13 protein-coding genes and 2 riboswitches are annotated in these 18,644 nt (G+C 37.8%); of the genes, 9 read left to right on the forward strand and 4 right to left on the reverse strand.

Features of this window, described 5'->3' with window-relative positions:
- Positions 1-230 precede the first annotated feature (230 nt).
- The gene (gene yegD, locus G6R09_RS08625; protein ID WP_163921697.1) at positions 231-1,583 is read left to right on the forward strand and encodes a molecular chaperone; all 1,353 of its coding nucleotides are present in this window, start codon (positions 231-233) and stop codon (positions 1,581-1,583) included.
- 77 nt (positions 1,584-1,660) lie between these two features.
- Here yegD and G6R09_RS08630 read toward each other — a convergent pair whose 3' ends face one another.
- Entirely contained in the window at positions 1,661-1,972 is a 312-nt protein-coding gene (locus G6R09_RS08630; RefSeq protein ID WP_065166121.1) for a high-potential iron-sulfur protein, read from the reverse strand.
- Positions 1,973-2,500: 528 nt separating this feature from the next.
- Here G6R09_RS08630 and dtpA point away from each other — a divergent pair.
- Both dtpA and G6R09_RS08640 read left to right on the forward strand, forming a co-directional pair.
- Entirely contained in the window at positions 2,501-3,979 is a 1,479-nt protein-coding gene (gene dtpA / locus G6R09_RS08635) for a dipeptide/tripeptide permease DtpA (protein WP_163921699.1), read from the forward strand.
- Between the two features lie 78 nt (positions 3,980-4,057).
- Positions 4,058-4,309, forward strand: a complete 252-nt coding sequence (locus G6R09_RS08640) for a hypothetical protein (RefSeq protein ID WP_240345713.1) — start codon at positions 4,058-4,060, stop codon at positions 4,307-4,309.
- Between the two features lie 34 nt (positions 4,310-4,343).
- On the opposite strand, the gene G6R09_RS08645 is transcribed toward G6R09_RS08640, so the two are convergent.
- Both G6R09_RS08645 and G6R09_RS08650 read right to left on the reverse strand, forming a co-directional pair.
- Positions 4,344-5,744, reverse strand: a complete 1,401-nt coding sequence (locus tag G6R09_RS08645) for a sodium:alanine symporter family protein (protein ID WP_065166118.1) — start codon at positions 5,742-5,744, stop codon at positions 4,344-4,346.
- Between the two features lie 80 nt (positions 5,745-5,824).
- Positions 5,825-5,922, reverse strand: a riboswitch (glycine riboswitch).
- Positions 5,923-5,941: 19 nt separating this feature from the next.
- Positions 5,942-6,081, reverse strand: a riboswitch (glycine riboswitch).
- A gap of 194 nt (positions 6,082-6,275) precedes the next feature.
- Positions 6,276-7,604 (reverse strand): glycoside hydrolase family 18 protein, encoded by a 1,329-nt coding sequence (locus G6R09_RS08650; RefSeq protein ID WP_240345714.1) that lies wholly within the window; start codon positions 7,602-7,604, stop codon positions 6,276-6,278.
- 345 nt (positions 7,605-7,949) lie between these two features.
- Here G6R09_RS08650 and G6R09_RS08655 point away from each other — a divergent pair, with 345 nt between their 5' ends.
- The 6 genes from G6R09_RS08655 (at position 7,950) to G6R09_RS08680 (ending at position 16,499) form a co-directional block, all read left to right on the forward strand.
- On the forward strand, positions 7,950-8,657 hold the full coding sequence (locus G6R09_RS08655) for an AraC family transcriptional regulator (protein ID WP_065166117.1): 708 nt from the start codon (positions 7,950-7,952) through the stop codon (positions 8,655-8,657).
- A gap of 70 nt (positions 8,658-8,727) precedes the next feature.
- Positions 8,728-9,750, forward strand: coding sequence for a J domain-containing protein (locus G6R09_RS08660; RefSeq protein ID WP_065166116.1), 1,023 nt, complete (start codon positions 8,728-8,730; stop codon positions 9,748-9,750).
- An 85-nt stretch (positions 9,751-9,835) separates the two neighbouring features.
- Positions 9,836-10,438, forward strand: coding sequence for an HAD family phosphatase (locus G6R09_RS08665; RefSeq protein WP_065166115.1), 603 nt, complete (start codon positions 9,836-9,838; stop codon positions 10,436-10,438).
- Positions 10,439-10,502: 64 nt separating this feature from the next.
- Complete coding sequence (locus G6R09_RS08670; RefSeq protein WP_163921702.1) at positions 10,503-10,952, forward strand: hypothetical protein; 450 nt, start codon at positions 10,503-10,505, stop codon at positions 10,950-10,952.
- A gap of 113 nt (positions 10,953-11,065) precedes the next feature.
- Complete coding sequence (locus tag G6R09_RS08675) at positions 11,066-11,782, forward strand: hypothetical protein (protein WP_065166113.1); 717 nt, start codon at positions 11,066-11,068, stop codon at positions 11,780-11,782.
- Positions 11,783-11,963: 181 nt separating this feature from the next.
- Positions 11,964-16,499 carry an SslE/AcfD family lipoprotein zinc metalloprotease gene (locus G6R09_RS08680; RefSeq protein WP_163921705.1) on the forward strand — a complete coding sequence of 1,512 codons (4,536 nt, stop codon included), beginning with the start codon at positions 11,964-11,966 and terminating at the stop codon, positions 16,497-16,499.
- 77 nt (positions 16,500-16,576) lie between these two features.
- Here G6R09_RS08680 and G6R09_RS08685 read toward each other — a convergent pair whose 3' ends face one another.
- Positions 16,577-18,511: an FUSC family protein gene (locus G6R09_RS08685; RefSeq protein WP_163921708.1), complete on the reverse strand. Its 1,935-nt coding sequence runs from the start codon at positions 18,509-18,511 to the stop codon at positions 16,577-16,579.
- Positions 18,512-18,644: the final 133 nt, after the last annotated feature.

Consider the following 18,644-nt stretch of genomic DNA (forward strand, 5'->3'; position numbering starts at 1 on the left):
TGTACTTTTAAAAAAATTATAGTTCTATTATGTCGATAAAATACGGTAAATGCATCGACAAAATGATAAAAATGAATAAAAAAATGTGCCACTTAATTCATTTATGCCTAAATGTTAAACGTTTATTGTTGTTCATCTATTATATATAAACACAGGCTAAGATCTCCGTGTGTTACCTTTTAGAATAAGCTATTATTGGCGGCTTTTTTACCGCATGTGAGTGTTAATCGATGTACATTGGATTTGATTATGGAACCGCAAATTGTTCGGTTGCAGTGATGGAAGACAGTAAACCTAAACTTTTACCGTTAGAGAATAATAATCAATATATTCCGTCGACCTTATGTGCGCCAACGCGTGAAGCTGTGTCTGAATACTTATACCGTTTTATGAGTATCAAGCCATCAAATTCAACCGGTGAACAAGTTTTACGCCGTGCTATGGCGATGAATCGCGAAGAAGATATAGAGGTTGTTGCAGGTGATCTGCAATTTGGTCAGGCGGCGCTTGATCTCTACCTTGATGATCCTGAAGAAGTGTATTACGTCAAATCACCGAAGTCTTTTTTGGGTGCGAATGGTTTACGTGATGGCCAAATTAGTTTCTTTGAAGATCTAGTTTGCGCAATGATGGTCAATATAAAGCGCACCGCAGAACAAAGTTTACAACAAGAGATTGTCAGTACTGTTATTGGACGCCCAGTTAACTTTCAAGGTATTGGTGGCGAGAGTGCTAACCAACAAGCGGAAGGTATTTTAACACAAGCTGCGAAACGGGCTGGATTTAAAGACGTATGTTTTCAGTTTGAACCTGTTGCGGCAGGGCTTGAATATGAGTCAACCTTAACAGCAGATAAAACCGTATTAGTGGTCGATATTGGCGGTGGTACGACGGACTGCTCATTAATTAATATGGGCCCTAGTTTTCGTCATCTTAGCGATCGTAGCGCAAGTCTATTAGCGCATAGTGGCCAACGTGTTGGCGGTAATGATCTTGATATTCATTTGGCATTTAAGCAATTAATGCCACAGTTTGGTCTAGGTAGCAAAACACTTCGTGGTATTGATATGCCGTTTAATCAGTTTTGGAATCCGATTGCGATTAATAACGTTGCTGCTCAAACTGAATTTTATGGTGATGCGAATTTACGTGCGTTAGAAAAACTTCGCCATGATGCTGCTGATCCACAATTATTGTCGCGACTTATTCATGTTTATCATGAGACACTTGGCTATCAAATTGTTCGCCATGCAGAAGAAGCTAAAATTGCATTATCAAGTCACAACCACCACACCGTAAATATGGCGTTAATGCAAGATTTGTTTGAAGTAGATATATCAGCACAGCAGTTGGCTGAAGCAATAGAAACGCCAAAAGAAAAGATGCGTGATCTTGTTATTGAGGCGATGGCACAAAGTCAAGTTAAGCCCGATGCTATATTTATGACCGGTGGTACTGCACGTTCACCTATCTTACGCCAGTGCATTGAACAACAATTACCCAATATTCCTATTGTGAGTGGTAGTTATTTTGGTTCTGTAACGGCAGGCTTAGCGCGTTGGGGTGAGCGTTGTTTTGGTTAGTCTGAACAATAAATAGATAAATACGATGCCATCGTAAAATGCCTGCATGTCTGCGGGCATTTTTGTATTAGAATAATTTACGCTGGTTGAGGGGCATAGGCTGAACACCAGCCATTGATATTAACGCTTTTCCCCGGGAAGATAGCACAAGGCTGCCATTCACTATTACTACCATCATTACGAATTAATAGGCAGTTTTTACAATTTTGGCCTGTGGTAGTTGATTTATTAACATATTTTAAAGCACTAGCTTGCGGGCTGTCTTGCTCAAGCCGAGACAATTCAGCTGCAGTAACTGGGCGTATAAGAAATTTATTACCCAGCGTTAAACCAATAATTCCGCCAGCTGTTAACTGTATAAAACGCCGTCGAGATGATTTCTTTATCATGATCCTTTCCTTATTCGTATATTGAATAATTATTTTAGAACGACTTACATAAGTAGAAATAAGCGTTCTATTGTCCTTTGTTGTATTCGTAATTCTATATTATTTAAATGATAGTATATGGAGATAAAACAAACCAGAATGGCTATTACTTTACAGAGTGTAATTGATATTGATTGTTATTATCAATTGGATGTTGTTGCTATATCGCTGTTTAATAAATACCAATGATATAAAAATTAACATTTGAATGGTGTTTTAATATGATAACTATCTGTAAATAAATAAATAAAATTTTTTCGTATTTACTGGTATTTAACATTCCATTTTCGGTGTCTTTATTTATTGTTTTATTTCAGTCTTAATGTAGTAAATGCATAACTATAATTTTTAGCTGCTTTTAATTTTATATTCATTACTAATAAGACGGTATAGCATTATTATTCTTGTTATTTCACATTGGGGCGAAATAACATTAAGCAATATACGTGTTTGGATTAGTTTTATCGAAACCTTTCAAGGAAACACTACATGACTGACGAGAACGTATTCAAACAGCCAAAACCGTTCTATTTAATATTTTCAATTGAGTTTTGGGAACGGTTTGGTTTCTATGGCATGCAAGCAATTTTAACTGTTTATATGGTTAAAATTTTAGGTATGTCAGAAACAGCTTCTTTTACATTATTTGGTGCATTCTCTGCATTAGTTTATGGCTCTGTAGCTATTGGTGGCTGGGTAGGGGATAAAGTACTAGGAACCAAAAGAACCATCAAATTAGGCGCATTGGTGCTTGTTGTTGGTTATGCTTTATTAGGTTTATCAGCAACCAGTGGTTATGGTGGCTCCGATCTTATCTATATTGCAATGGGCTTTATTACCATGGGTAATGGTTTGTTTAAAGCTAACCCATCAAGTTTATTAGCAAAAGTGTATGGCGAAAATGATCCACGTTTAGATGGCGCATTTACGATGTACTACATGGCAATTAACTTGGGCTCATTTTTCTCAATGCTATTGTCACCATGGATTGCAGAAAAGTTTGGCTACGATATTGCCTTTGGTGTCAGTGCGGCTGGCCTTGTTATTACACTGATCAATTTCTATATTAGTGGTCGTATTGTTAAGGGCATTGGCTCTAAACCAGATATGGAACCATTAAATAAAGTATATTTTTTAGGGGTTTTGGTTGGTGCAATTATATTTAGCTTTGTTAGTGCCATTTTATTACAACACCTATTTTATGCGCATGCTATTTTAGTTGTCGTTGGTTGTACAATTGTTGGACTGTATTTTAAAGAACTATTTTCAACGTCAGGTATTGAGCGAGCAAAAATGTTTGTTGCCTTTGTCTTGATGCTGCAAGGTATTGTGTTTTTTGTGCTTTATTTCCAAATGCCAACCTCGCTTAATTTCTTTGCGATCCATAATATTTCACATGATTTATTTGGAATTAGTGTTGCACCTGAACAGTTTCAAGCACTAAACCCATTATGGATTATGATTGCAAGCCCTGTGTTAGCGATGGTTTATAATAAATATGGCGACCGTTTTTCAATGCCATTTAAGTTTGCATTGGGTATGGTGTTATGTAGCTTGTCATTCTTAGTGCTAGTACTTGGTGCGCATTTTGCTAATAGTGATGGTATTGTTGATTCAAATTGGCTCATTCTTTCTTATGGCTTCCAATCAATCGGTGAGTTATTTGTATCAGGTCTTGGTTTAGCAATGGTAGCTCAACTTGTGCCACAACGTATGATGGGCTTTGCAATGGGTATGTGGTTCCTAACATCAGCAACTGCTGCGGTTGTCGCTGGCTGGGTTGCAACGCTAACAGCGGCACCTGCTAATGTTATCGAACCTCACCAGACGTTAATGTTATATAGCCATGTGTTTGGCATTATTGGTTACTCTACTGCTGGTATTGCTATTTTCACTATGCTTATTGCACCAAAACTAACGCGTGTTATGCGTGGTGAAGATACACCCGCAGAGGTAACAGCTGCATAATCATAATTATTGATTAAAGCTATATTGCTAAATAAAACGGATGCCAACGATCAGCGTTGTTGGCATCCGTTTCTGTTTATGAATAATATCCTGAAGAGCAGGAAGAGCAGGAAGAGCAGGAAGAGCAGGAAGAGCAGGAAGAGCAGGAAGAGCAGGAAGAGCAGGAAGAGCAGGAAGAGCAGGAAGAGCAGGAAGAGCAGGAAGAGCAGGAAGAGCAGGAAGAGCAGGAAGAGCAGGAAGAGCAGCTGTTATCATTACTATGGTGGTGATAGGGAGCTTATTTCGCCAATGATATTATATAAAAAAGCCTCAGTATCACTTCAATGTTAAAAGTGAAGACTGAGGCTTTTTTATTGGTTGTAACTTACTGAGTCGAAATAGGATTCTTATCTTGGTGTTGTAATTTCAAACTTGCAAAGTATTGCTGGGTTTCAGCAATAACAACATGGCGTAGCATCACCAGACCAATAAGGTTTGGAATTGCCATTAAACCATTAACAATGTCAGCAATTACCCAAATCATGTCTAGTTGCATGAATGCGCCACTGGCGATAAGAACTAAAAAGACAATCTTATAAGGCATGATTGCTTTTACGCCAAATAAGTAAGTAATACAACGCTCACCATAGTAGTTCCAACCCAAAATAGTAGTAAAGGCAAAAAACATTAAGCCAATAGAAACCATTAATGGGCCGTAATACTCAGAATGTAAACCAGCAGCAAAGGCATGGGTTGTCATGGTTGCACCAGCAAAATCACCAGTCCATGCACCTGTTACCACAAGTGTTAAACCTGTCATTGTACAGATGATGATAGTATCAAAGAATGTCCCTGTCATTGATACTAAGCCTTGGCGAACACATGAATTAGTTTGTGCTGCCGCTGCTGCAATAGGCGCACTACCTAAGCCTGATTCATTAGAGAATACACCACGAGCAATGCCAGACTGAATTGCTAACATCATGCCAGCACCAACAAAACCACCCGTGGCAGCATGACCAGTAAAGGCTGATTGAATCACGGTTTCAATGGCAGCAGGTAACGCGTGAAAGTTGGTACCTAAAACAATCAGGCAAGCCATAATATAAAAGCCAGCCATTAGCGGTACTACAGTACTTGCTACTTTAGAAATTGATTGAATTCCACCTAATGTTACTGTCGCAACTAAGAGAGTAAGAATAACAACGGTAATTTCTTTTGGTGCACTAAATGAAATATGTGCAGCTTCAACAATGGCATTTGCTTGTGGAAAAGTACCAATACCAAAACAGGCTACACCAACAGCGAAAAGAGCAAATAATTTAGCAAGCCACTTACTACCAACGCCTTTTTCAAGGTAGTACATAGGACCACCAAGAATTTGACCATTAGCATCAACTTCTCTGTATTTTACCGCTAATAAACATTCAGCATATTTAGTCGCCATACCAAATAAAGCCGCCAGCCACATCCAAAAAAGCGCGCCAGGGCCGCCAAGTTTAATTGCTGTTGCAACACCAACAATATTACCTGTACCAATTGTTGCAGATAACGCAGTACACAATGCAGCAAAGCTTGATACATCACCTTCGCCGGTGCTATCAGGATCCTTTTTACCACCAAAAACATATTGCAATGCCAGTGGTAGATAACGGATCTGAATAAAACCAAGTCGAATTGTTAGATATAAACCAGTACCGACTAATAGAATTAATAGCGGTGGTCCCCAAACAAAGCTGTCTAAAGTGCGTAGAAAATTAAAAATTGTGTCATGTAGTGGATTCATTATTCCTCCTTCAACGTACAAAGGAAGAGATATAGAACAACAGGTAAGTGTTAGTTACAGAATGGCTTCTTGTTGCTGCTCTTATCTCCTCTGTCCTTTTGCCTGAGAGTTTCACCGCAATATGCTACGGTTTGCTCCTTCGGCGCTCGATTTAACGAGTCTCTCCAGAGGCTCCTCCAATAACAGTCCATACCTATTGCATTACTGCAACCTGGTGCCTGAAAGATTTACGAATTACAACATGATGGGATCATATCAGACTTCGCTTACTTCTTCGGCGGGCCGACGTGTATACCGTTATAGTATTCGTCAATGGCCGCTCTCCTGCTACCTTCATCGGAACTCATTTCGCCCGCAATGTTAGGGGATAAAAATGTGATTGTCAGCAAAAAAATAAAAAAAAAGTCACTGACTAAATAAAATAAGCGTCAGTTGATAATAAAAGGAATATTCCGTATAAAAATAAACCAGCTTAGGTTATGGCTATTATTATCAAATTATTCCTAATGGTAATTATTTTTACATTATTGATTAAGGGTTTAAGGTGCTATCAAGCACTGAAATTAATTCATCATTCACGTCAGAGGTGATTTCCCACCCAAACACGCCACCAAGACCATGCTTTTTTACATAATCAGCTTTTGCTTTAAGGGAACGTTTATCTTCAAAGCTAATATATTCTTTATTTTTTTGATTATAAAGCACAGCCGCTTGTGCAGCTTCGTCGTAGTAGTAGCGATAACCTAATTTAGGGTTATTAAGGAAGTATTTACTGATATCACTGTAGTTAAAATAGCCAGGATCTTGAATGTCAGAACCTTTTTTTAAGCCGCCATTACTACTTAACTTTTCAAGTCTATCGGCTGAGATTGTGTTGACTCCTTGCCATCCTCGACCATAAAAAGGGCTGCCGATAATGATTTTATTTTTAGAAATGTTCTTATCGATAAGTATGTTAACTTGGTTTTCGACAGAAATATTATTAGGAGTGTTTGGCGTACTATATAAATTACTGTGATGGCCAACGACATGATTCCAATTGCCTAAGAAATCAAAGCTCATTAAATAGATTTGGTCTAAATATTGGTTAATATAAGACCAATTAATACCTGGTAATGTTTTAGAGCCAGCATTGATAGCAGCTGAAAGTTGGTAATCGCGGTTATTTTGTTGTTCTAGTGTGTCTAATTTAAGCCTTAATTCTTTAATTAACAGACTGTAGGCTTCCCGCTCTAGTTTGGCATTTGTTTGACCTTTACCTGATAATCCATGCCCGCCTGGATATTCCCAATCAATTTGAATGCCGTCAAAGAAATCGTATTTTAAGATTAACTCAGCTGCAGTATTTATAAATGTCTGGCGATAGGTTGGATCAAGAGCAACGGTATGAAAAGGTTCTGAAAGTGTCCATCCACCAAAGCTTGGTAGAATACTTAAATGGGGGTATTTATCCGATAATGCTTTTAATTGACCAAAATTACCCTTGTAACTAACGTTAGTTGCGGTCTCTCCTGCTAGTTTAATATGCAAAGCTGCATATTCATCTAAAATAATGGCTGTGCCTGTGGGTTTATTCGCACATTGAGTGGCAATTATTTTTTTGATGTTATTCGGTGATGAATCAACAGGGCCACAAACGGCAAGAAAGGCATAAATAAGATGAGTTAATTTCTCTGCAGGGATTTTACTCGCAGGATAAGGATTATTAGGCGTATAGACTTTCCAATCAGGGTAGTAGGCAGCCACAACAGCAGGTTGGTCATGATCTGCTGCATAGCTAAAGTTCATTTGAGAGACAAACCCAAAAGCTAAAAAAGAGCATAATGTGAGTGTACGTGTTGTGGTTAAAAAAGGCTTCATCGACGATCTAATTAATTTATAAAAACTGTATATATTATTGACTGGGTTGATAAAAACCATGTATACGTTTGTTATTGTTTTTTGAAATAAATCACAAAATTAGCAGGTGTGATCTATCAATATCAAGGTGAATATTTGTTGTAAGTCTTTTACCTGTTGTATTTATGAGCGCTATGTTGAGATAAAAAAACGATAAAATCTAATATTTAGAACAACAGCAAAAGTAATTCTCAATTATTTTATTAATACATGTAATTATCTTCTTATTTAAAGGTATAAATGAGTTGTTTATATTTAAGACGCGATATTGGATAACTAAATGCGTCGTGTTCGTCTGGAGGTAATGTGATCTGGGTTAATTGCTGTTATAAAGAGAAATATACTTGTGTTAAAAATAACCTTATGAAATATCATAATGTGTTAGACGTATCGCCCTATGAATTATTATTAACGATGACTGGATATGAATTGATTTTTATTGAAATCGAAAATTCACAATCGAATGGCTTTAAGTTATTGAGAATTATTAAACAGCGTTATCCGATTGTAAAAGTCGTTATTGTTTATCATGATTTGGATTCTGAGTTAGCTATTGTTGCACTGCGTGCTGGTGCTGAAGATATTTTAGTCGCAAGTGCAAATCGGCAAAAAGTGGATAGCTGTTTAAGTCGCTTACATACACATAAAGAAGATATTGTGATCGATAGTAATGTATCACAACGAGAACGTTCAATATTACCGGCACTTTCTATTATTGATAATGATATTAGTGCACCATTACGTGAAGAAGAACTAGCTAAAGCTTGCGATTTTTCTGCAACATATTTTTCTCGTTTATTTCACTCCACAATGGGTGTAACACTCAAGCAGTATATTATTCAAAAGCGGTTAGATTTAGCATGTGGTTTGTTAAGTGCCGATCATGAAAAAATAGCTTCTGTTGCTACCTCCGCTGGATTTAAAGATGTCTCTTATTTTTCTCGTGTATTTAAAAAACATATAGGCTGTTCGCCGGGAAAATTTCGTTCTAATAATTATAAAGAAACAGACTAACAGTAGAGCATTTACAGGTTATAGTGGAGTTGTTTATAATTATCGAATATTCCCTTTGATGATTTGATTAATGACCACATTTCATGAATTACTTGGTACTGATGATAACTGTTCAAAAGCAGATATAAAGAAAAAGTATCGACAATTATCAGTCTCATTGCATCCCGATAAAGGTGGTTCGCAAGCATTAATGAAAATGTTGAATTTGGCTTATCAACAAGTAAATCAAGGGAATGGCAATAAAAAGTGTGCTGAAATAGCGTTTGAAAGTGATAATAACGCAGGGGCACAGCAGCACATGACAGCGCTCAAGGAAAAAATACGAGCACTGATTAAAGAAAAAGCCCAATTACAAGCTTTGATTAAACAAAACCAACAGCAGCTGACGCATGCGTATAATGCCGGAGAGAATTGTGCTCGAGAAGCGCTAGCGTTATTGCAGACAACCAATTGTCGTCTCAATGAACAATTGCTGGTGCTACAAGGTCAAATTGATGCAGACACAACTAACTCTCGTGTTGCTAATCAAGGGGTTAAAAGCCGGTATATTGTTATTTGTGCAAGCTTAATTATTATTGTCGCCATGATTGGATGGTTTATTTGGCATTATCAAACCCAGTCTTTACAACCTCAATTATTACCTTCAATACCTGTTACTGCTCCCGTCCCCGACGATAATGCGATCCCGCCACTATCAACAACAATAGAAGAAGAGACTGAAAATAACGTTGAGAGAATCATGCTGACTGATACTGTTGGCCAGTGGCAACAGCGTTACTATGAAGGTACTCGCCAACCTTATATTGCGGTTCGCAGCGTTAACGGTTCTTATATTGTTAAAGATTGCCAAGGGACTTTTAGTTATTATTCCAATCGTTCTCGTCATTCAGCCCGCGTTGCTGCGAATTTAATTTATAGTACGAATGATCACCAGTTTGCAGTGTATCGAATACCTTATGGTAATGGCTCAACGGATAGGCAATGGCTTAATAGCAAAAGTGTAAGTATTAATAACAACATTTTTAGTAATAATGGCTATAAATCAAGTGCATTAGCATTAGCATCGGTATGCCGTAATGGCGCGCCATTTTAGTGAGTAAAAATAGCCGTGGGTAATAAAAAGTGCGTTAAAGTAAAGCTGAATAAGAGTAACGGGGAATAAAAGTAAGGAGTACGCAATGGATTTATCGTCATACCAAGGGATTATTTTTGATATGGATGGCACATTAGTTGATTCAATGCCAGCCCATATTAAAGCGTGGCAACAAACTTGTACTGATTTTGAACTACCGTTTGAACGTGATTGGTTTTATTCAATGGGTGGCTCACCGACGATTAATACTGCCACCGAATTATTAAAGAAATACCATATAGATGCAGAACCACAGTTATTAGTGGCCAGCAAGTTGCGTTATTTTGATGATATAAAACATAAAGGCGATATTATTCCTGCGACTTTTACTGTATTACAGCAACAAAAAGCGCTAAATAAACGCATTGCAATTGGTACAGGGTGTTATCGACACCATGCTCTAGAAATACTGACGACGTTAGGCATTTTACCGCTGGTGGATATTGTTGTAACGGCTAACGATGTTGAGCGACATAAACCCTTTCCTGATACCTTCTTACAAGCAGCGCAGCTCTTAGATTTGCCACCTTCAGCTTGTGTTGTGTTTGAAGATACTGAGTTAGGTTACCAAGCAGCACATGCAGCAGGTATGGATTGTTACCTAGTTGATGATGGAATGATAACCGAGTTGAGATCCTTTGCACGATAAGGTTTGGTCATCGTAAAAAATACGCTATTCTTGACGCGTTTTTTTACTTACTAGTGATGTCATTATGACTAACCATTCGCCACGCAAGCAATCTCAGCATCAACTTTCTGAAACTCGCTTTTGGATTCAACGATTAACCAAAACCGCTATTCGAGCACTGCATATATTAGGTGTCGCTATCTCTAGTGGGGGCTTTATTTTTCACCTTGAGAAAGGACTATGGCTCAATTGGTGGTTATTAGCGATGGTTAGCGGTTTGCTGATGATGGCGCAAGAAATCTATCGGTCAAAGCTATGGTTAATCCAACTTAAAGGCGTATTAACGTTTATAAAGCTAGGCTTATTGGCTTCGATTATTGTCATTCCACAGCTACAACCGCATATTTATATTGGCGTGTTATTACTGTCAGTATTTATTGCGCATGGCCCTGCAGGGCTAAGGCATTACTCAATCTGGCATCGACGCGTTCTTCATGAGCCAAAAGGTATGCATAAAAAAAACATCAATGGGTAATACAACAGCCGTTAGTGGGTTTTGCTACTAACGGCTTTTTATTATTTAAGAGTCAGCAAAAAAGCCCCACTGTAAGTACACTTAATAAGGAGGAACGACATAAAGGCATTTAAATGGTGAGATATGGGGCGTGGTATTTATTGTTTGCAGTTATATTGGGTGGTGTCGTTATGGTGGTAGATCGAATCCATAATGATCATTTATTAAAGCAAACAAAAGACTCAGTCTATTTAGACAGCGATAAAGACCGTGTGGATTTTGTAGCTGAAATTGTTCGTAAATATATTTTAAAGCCCGATGATGTTTTGCCCGAGGCTGAAAATGGATTACCACCATACCGTTATGGTTATGCAGATTTAAATAATGATGGCAGTGATGAAGTGTTTATCATTATGCAAATAGATGAGTTTTGCACTAAAAATGGTTGTGAAGGGTATCTTTTTAGCCATACACAGAAAAAATTGGCAAGTTGGAAAAATATTTATCGGCCTATCTTACTCGCTGACGACTCCCACAATGGGTGGCGGGATATCTTGATAGCGAGTGAAAATAAAATGCATCGTATTGAGTATTTTGCAGGTGCTTATCAAACAGACTTAGCTAAAGCCCCTGAGTTTAATAACCGTCAGCAAGCGTTAATTGCTGTGGGATTAGCGCTTGATAGTAAATATTATCGTAATGGAGGGAGCAATCTCGCCTTAAATTACTCTCAGCCTATCTTTGATTGCCAACAATGTTTTTTATTTAGTTTTAATCGTTACAGTGAATCAAACAATAACTATTATTTAACCGTTAATAGTAAAGATAAAACAGTCGCCATTTATCCGTGAATTTGTATCAAACCGTTTCAGTGTGTAGTGTTTTAATTTTTTGTTTTTAAAGTAGTTATGGTTTTTATTAGTTATTGTCAGATTGATGTTTTTTTTGTGATGACAGTGATTGCTTTCTTGGTATATTCTAGTATATAAACTTCCTTATACATACAATAATAAAATGTTATGGAAGATTTTTATGGCCAATAAAAAGTTAATCGTATTAGCAATATCATCGGCATTAATGATGGGCTGTAATGGCGGTAGTGATTCAAGTGAGCCTGTAGCGCCACCACCTGTGGTTGATCCTGAGATCACACCGCCAGTTGATCCTGAAATACCAGATATTTTACCGCCAGTCGATCCTGTTATTCCTCCTGCTGCAGGAGTATTTTCTCTTAATGGTGACATGAATTTTGGTGCGAGTGTTCATTGTAATGGTTCACCCGCTACTGATTTTATTATTGAAGATGGTGATACTGTTGATTGCTCATTTGAGAGTATCAAATTAGCAACGTTTACTGAGGTAAAACTACAAGCGACTAAGTCAGGAGCAAAAGAAAGAATTAAGCAATTAACACTTGCAGAGTCTGACCGATTTGTGGCGTTTACTGATGATGAACGTATTAATGCAATTGCTAATACACAAGCATTATTAAATAAAATGGCTCTTGAAAGCGGTAAGATTTTTGATTTTAAATTATCAGCTATTGACCAATTACGGTTTGATAATTTCTATAATTCAGATGATATATTGCTGCCTACTGCTGAATTTAAGGCATTGATTAGCGATAAATTAGAAGAAAGTACAGAAACTGATAGTAAACCATCAACTCATGAACCCGAATCTCAGCCAGCAGTAACAGAAGGAGCCGGTGATTTAAATAGTAGTTTTGTAAGTGCAAATGCTGAGCAAAATTTAACTTACCAGCCAACTAAAGTCATTTTAACGACGGGTTTTTTACGTGATTTAGATGGTCAACCTATTGTCGGCGTTGATTATTACAGTCCATCAGGACGTGGGCAAACTGATGCTGAAGGTAAATTTAGTTTTAGCTGGGGCGAAAGTGTTGCTTTTGGTATTGATACCTTTGAGTTAGGTGAACTTAAAGCCAATAAAACGCAATTTACGGTGACAGATTTAGCCGCAGGGCATGCTGGTCGTAATATTACTCGCTTATTACAACGTTATTCTGACGCTACTGATCATATTCAGATTTCCGAACGTGTTCATAATGTATTTGCTCAGTACCCTAATGTGATTAATGAAATATTAAATATAGGGCTGTCTGAATCCGTACAATTAGATAATGGTAGTGGTCAGGAAGAACTTGTTGCTGGTGAATTTGATAAGCAATTTGAATCAGGTTTAGCACAGCAGATTGATATGGCCATTTGTGGCGATGCTTGCCAAGCAAATATAGTCTTTTCGCCATTGTCATTTCCACGTACGGTAACAATAGCTGAGAAAAATATCCAAGCTGATATTAGTAAGCTTTGGGGAGCAGGTGCTGAGGCTATTGCCGATGGCTGGAAACCTGTCACTAAATTCCATGTGTTTACCGATGAAACGTGGTTCTATGGCAGCTCAGGTAATGCTCGTGGTCAAAGTGCAATTAATATTTCCAATCGTGCCTTTCCTATTTTAATGGCACGTAATGATAATAATTATTGGATTAAGTTTGGTGATAAAAAAGCATGGGATGAAAAAAACTTAGCTTATATTACTGAAGCGCCGTCAACGGTTGCTCCTGAAAATGTGACAGCTAATACTGCAACCTTTAACTTACCATTTATTAGCATCGGTGAATTAGGTGCTGGCAAAGTTATGATGGTCGGTAATAATCGCTATAACAGTATTCTAGTGTGTCCTGATAGTTATAGTTGGAATGACGGTGTTGATAACAATGGCGTGTGTTGGCAGCGTAAAGATCGTGCTAATGATAGTGAAGATATGGGAAATTTCTTTGCCAATACCTTCCGTTATTTATTAGGTGATAGCTATATTAATACCACGGCACCGATTACGGTTGGCACTAATATATCACATGTTTATTTTCGTCAAGCTGGGCATCAACAGATTGGCCGTTCGGCAGAATTTAAAGCAGATAAGCGCTTTAATTTAAATATAGAGCAAGTTACCGATTTCAGTTCAGTTGATCCTGAGACAATGCCATTAGTGATGTTAAACGGTTATGAGTTCTCAACTATTACGGGCAGTTATACAGTACCAACTGTTGCGGATATTAATAAGCCTAAACTAACCGAGCAAGATGTTTCTGGATTGCTGAGTTATGTTGAGCGTGGCGGTAATATTTTGATAATGGAAACTATTGCTTCGCAACCAAAAGATGAGTTTGCACGTTTATTAGATGGCGCTGGTTTAGCGTTGAACGGACATTCAGTTATCGCTAATGGCCCAAGTTTTGGTTATCCCGATCGTGTGCGTGCACAACGTGAACATGGTTTTTGGGTTATTGAACGTTATGAGTCAGCAAAAGATGAAGTGAGTGGCGAGATAAAGCCACCATATACGATTAAAGATGGCATTGTTATTTGGGATTTCATTACTAATAATAAACCCGATGATAAACCAACATTAGCCGTTGCTAAGAAAGTGATTACCAATGATAAAGGTGAAAACGAAACTGTGGTTGCGTTTATTGATACATATAATAAAACACCATCAGAGATCGATGCTGAAAAACAAAAATTACTAGCAGTATTTAGTGATGGAGAGTTTGGTTATCAGGAGTGCCGTCTTAACGATTATCACTATGAAGTGAATTGTTTAGAGTATCGACCAGGAACAGGTATTGCGACTGATGGTGGTATGCATACTCCGCGTTACCAAGAATTAGATCTGAATGAAACCACAGCAAAAGCGATGGTAAAAGCAGCTGATCTTGGTACTAATATTGAACGTTTATATCAACATGAATTGTACTTCCGCACGAAAGGTCATCAAGGTGAGCGCTTAAATAGTGTCGATCTACATCGTATTTATCAAAATATGACAGTATGGTTGTGGAATGATCTTGATTACCGTTATGAGTCTGGTGTTAATAACGATGAGCTAGGTTTTAAACGTTTTACTGAGTTCCTAAATTGTTACGGTGATAAAGCGCCAAATCAAACAGTTTGTAGTGCAGAACTAGCTCAAAGCCTTGTTGATAACAATATGGTTTATGGAACTAATAACGATGTAAATGCTGAATACCAAGGATGGATGAACCCAAGCTACCCATTGAACTATATGGAAAAACCATTAACACGCTTAATGCTGGGGCGTTCATACTTTGATTTAGATATTAAGGCGGATATTCGTCAATATCCGGGTGAAGCTAAAGGTTCATCATCAGCCACTGTCGAGGTTGATTTATCGAATAATACTGTTGCATGGTATGCAGGTAATCGTCAATCAACTGGTCAATGGGCTGTAGCACATCAGCCATTTACTGTTTCTGTTGCTGGGAATCATAATCCAGTGACAATCACAGTGGCTTTAGCTGACGATCTAACTGGTCGTGAAAAACATGAGTTGGGTTTACTGCGACCACCACGTGTTTCTAAATCATTCACATTATTAGCTGGTGGTAGTGAAACATTTACCGCGCCGTATGGTGGCTTGATTTATGTGTCAGGAAATGAAACAGGAAATGTAATCGTTAATCTTGATGGAACCGTTGCCGCACCATGGTACAAAAATAATGCTTGGGTAAACCCTCAACATTCAGTGGCTCCAATTGGTGAAATTGAATCGAATAGCTTTATTTATACGGCAGCCGCAAAAAATCTACAAGCAAGCAATTACGGTGGTAGTCCACAACAATTTACACAAGAGTTAGATGTTTTCGCAGAAGATCTAAATGATTTTTATGCGCGAGATGAAGTTAAGGGTGAAGGAACAGATCGTCATAATAAAGTAACAGATACGACACTGCCTAATAATAAACATCATGTAGTGAATGATGTGGCTATCTCTATTGGTGCCGCACACTCGGGTTATCCTGTTATGAACATCAGCTTTGATACCAATAGTCGTGATATTAAAATGTCGCCATTAAATAGCTGGTTGTTATGGCATGAAGTTGGCCATAATGCAGCTGAAGCACCATTTAACGTTGAAGGTTCTACAGAAGTTGTAAACAATATTCTGGCTCTTTATATGCAGGATAAGCATCTAGGTAAAATGGCACGTGTTGAGCAAGATATTCGTATGGCTCCAGCCTTTGTTAATTTAGAAGCATCTTATGCTTGGGCTGCTGGTGGTAATGGTGAGCGACTTGTGATGTTTGCTCAATTGAAAGAGTGGGCTGAAACTGAATTCGATATAACAAATGTCGTGAGAGGAGAGTTACCAAGCTATTATGTTACTGATGTTGATGGTATGAAGGGATGGAATTTATTTAAACTAATGCATCGTCTAACGCGTGGTGATTTAGAAGATAATATGCAATTACCATCACCAAATGCTTGTCAATTAACATCAAGTTTGAGCAAAGGTGATCAATTAATGGTGTGTGCATCTTATGCTGCACAAACAGATCTAAGTGGTTTCTTTAATGCTTGGTCACCAGGTTCAAAAGCTTATATGATCCCTGGTGTGACAGAGCCCTCTTATGAAGGCGGTATTACGGAGGCAGGACGTGCGGCAGTAAAAGCGCTAAAACTTGATACGCCAGCGCGTGATCCATTAAAGATTAACTCAATAACAGTGCGTAAAATGGATTAAAGAGCGTACATTGTTTAGCAAAAGGCCGCGAATCAATAAAGATTTGCGGCTTTTGTTATTTTAAAGCGCCCACAAACCTACACTACAAAAGCGCGCTGATATAGCATCCATGCAGTAAGTTGCTGAATATCCTTTTCAATTAATGCACATAACATATCTTCTGGAATGGGCGTTGTTTCATTATCAAAGGGGGGCTGCTCACCATGCTTACAACGATCTGGAAATGTTTGTTCTATCCATTGTAATTGACCGATCCAACGTGCAGTCGCATGGGATTCATTTGATTGAATACCCAATTTTGTCGCTAACAATAAGCCATCATTTAAACGTTGAATTAACACTAATAGGCTTAACCAATCCTTTGAGGTACGAGGGCTTAAATTTGGCTCTCGCAGTAAATTCTTCACTTCGCCATGTAAGGCATAATAACGTTGCTGACTTTGGTATAAATTAATTTTTTGTTCCCATTGTGGCTTGTTTAATACTGCAACATATAATATTTGTGACTTTATCATGCTAGAAGTATGGCGATCTAACCATGTCATGGTCCAACTAGGAGCAATAAAATAATTGACCGAAAAGGCAATAGTTACCCCAAAAAGTGTATCGATAATACGATAAAAAGACACATAAGTATTATCTGGTGAGAGTAAGCTAATTGCGAACACAATCATCGATGTTAGCCAAAAGACATGAATATCGTAACGCTCTTTATGATATGAGGTAAACGCAAAAAAGACCGAAATACTGGTTAATAAAATAAGGTGTTGCGGAGGGACAAAGTACAAACAAACAAAACAGTAAATCCCGCCTAGAGCCGTGCCAGAAAAACGATTCCAGATTCGATGGTTAGTCACCGCCATTGATGAGGTCAGTAAGACAATAAAGGCAGTTAATGAGATCCAATATCCTTGAGGAAGGTGATAGAACTCAGTTAAAAATTGAGTAACCGCTAATGTAACTGCAATTTTACCGGCATGCCGCCATTCTTTAGAATTAAATTTAAGTGCCTGACAAAAATCACTAATAAATGCAGCACTGTCACTGGTGAATAAATAAATATTTTTACTGTTATCAGGGGTGGAAAAGGAATCAAAGTTATAGCAACGTTTGAAATTTTCTATTATATCAATAATATAAGGTGTATTTTTGTATTCGTTAGTTGTGAGCGTTGCAGTAATTTGTTGGTTATTTCTTAGTTGCTCAACGGTGAGTTCTATCCATTCAAAGAGCTTTATACGTGTTGTTTGGTGTAAGTCAAAACTGAGAGCGCGTTCTAAACAAATAATATATTCAGACATTTCTAATAAACGCTGCAGTTCGATTTTTATTTTAATAGCGCGTTTAGATGAAGAAATAGAGTTACTGTAATAGGCTAAATTATGTGCGCTTTGATAAAAGAATTGTCGTTTAGCAGCAAGTTGGGCTTCATTATCAGAAAAACGCAATTCATTTAACCAATCAGTAAGCGCATTATCTACTGTTACCGTGTGCTGTTGTAAAATACGGCCGTTAAAAAAGGGCCATAAAATAAGTGACGACAACATAACACATAGCCCAGCAAAGATATTAGCCATCAGAATAATGGAAAAACTATCACCGACAGCGGCAAAATGAATTGCCATAATATAGATAAAACCAAAGTTATAACCAAATAGGCGAATATGAGGCCGTTGATTAGACATCAAGCCATAAAGAATTGCGATTGAGCACAATGTAATCGCGCTTAGCCACATATTATCAAACACTAAAAATGCTAAATATGTCGCCATAACAGTGATTAATGCCGAGATAGACAGTATTTGTAATCGTTTTAAATAAGGCAGATTACGCGCTTGAGTACCAAGTAACCATGCGGTGATTAAGCCTGAAATACCCGCACTGGTAAAACCTAAGTTATAAAAAACCCCTAAGCTAACTAACATCGGAAGGGTTATACGAATAGAATCAGGAATATCTGCTGCATTGGAGAACCAGCGGCTAAACATCGTCGTTAAGGTTGTTATTTTCATTATGGCGGCTTGTTAATAGTGAAACACGCAGATACGACAAAGTATAGCTGGAATATAAAAGCCATAATCAGCTATAGAATGGTAATAAATAGCGCATTGTGAGTAATAAGTTATTGCTGGTGTTACAGAATAA

The sequence above is a fragment of the Photobacterium sp. Alg240-V54 genome, assembly GCF_900537155.1.
Taxonomy (GTDB): Bacteria; Pseudomonadota; Gammaproteobacteria; order Enterobacterales; family Vibrionaceae; genus Photobacterium.

Coding starts and splice junctions, on each gene's coding strand:
- yegD (WP_163921697.1), top strand. CDS start 231: ATGTACATTGGATTTGATTATGGAACCGCAAATTGTTCGGTTGCAGTG.
- G6R09_RS08630 (WP_065166121.1), bottom strand. CDS start 1,972: ATGATAAAGAAATCATCTCGACGGCGTTTTATACAGTTAACAGCTGGC.
- dtpA (WP_163921699.1), top strand. CDS start 2,501: ATGACTGACGAGAACGTATTCAAACAGCCAAAACCGTTCTATTTAATA.
- G6R09_RS08640 (WP_240345713.1), top strand. CDS start 4,058: ATGAATAATATCCTGAAGAGCAGGAAGAGCAGGAAGAGCAGGAAGAGC.
- G6R09_RS08645 (WP_065166118.1), bottom strand. CDS start 5,744: ATGAATCCACTACATGACACAATTTTTAATTTTCTACGCACTTTAGAC.
- G6R09_RS08650 (WP_240345714.1), bottom strand. CDS start 7,604: ATGAAGCCTTTTTTAACCACAACACGTACACTCACATTATGCTCTTTT.
- G6R09_RS08660 (WP_065166116.1), top strand. CDS start 8,728: ATGACCACATTTCATGAATTACTTGGTACTGATGATAACTGTTCAAAA.
- G6R09_RS08665 (WP_065166115.1), top strand. CDS start 9,836: ATGGATTTATCGTCATACCAAGGGATTATTTTTGATATGGATGGCACA.
- G6R09_RS08670 (WP_163921702.1), top strand. CDS start 10,503: ATGACTAACCATTCGCCACGCAAGCAATCTCAGCATCAACTTTCTGAA.
- G6R09_RS08675 (WP_065166113.1), top strand. CDS start 11,066: ATGGTGAGATATGGGGCGTGGTATTTATTGTTTGCAGTTATATTGGGT.
- G6R09_RS08680 (WP_163921705.1), top strand. CDS start 11,964: ATGGCCAATAAAAAGTTAATCGTATTAGCAATATCATCGGCATTAATG.
- G6R09_RS08685 (WP_163921708.1), bottom strand. CDS start 18,511: ATGAAAATAACAACCTTAACGACGATGTTTAGCCGCTGGTTCTCCAAT.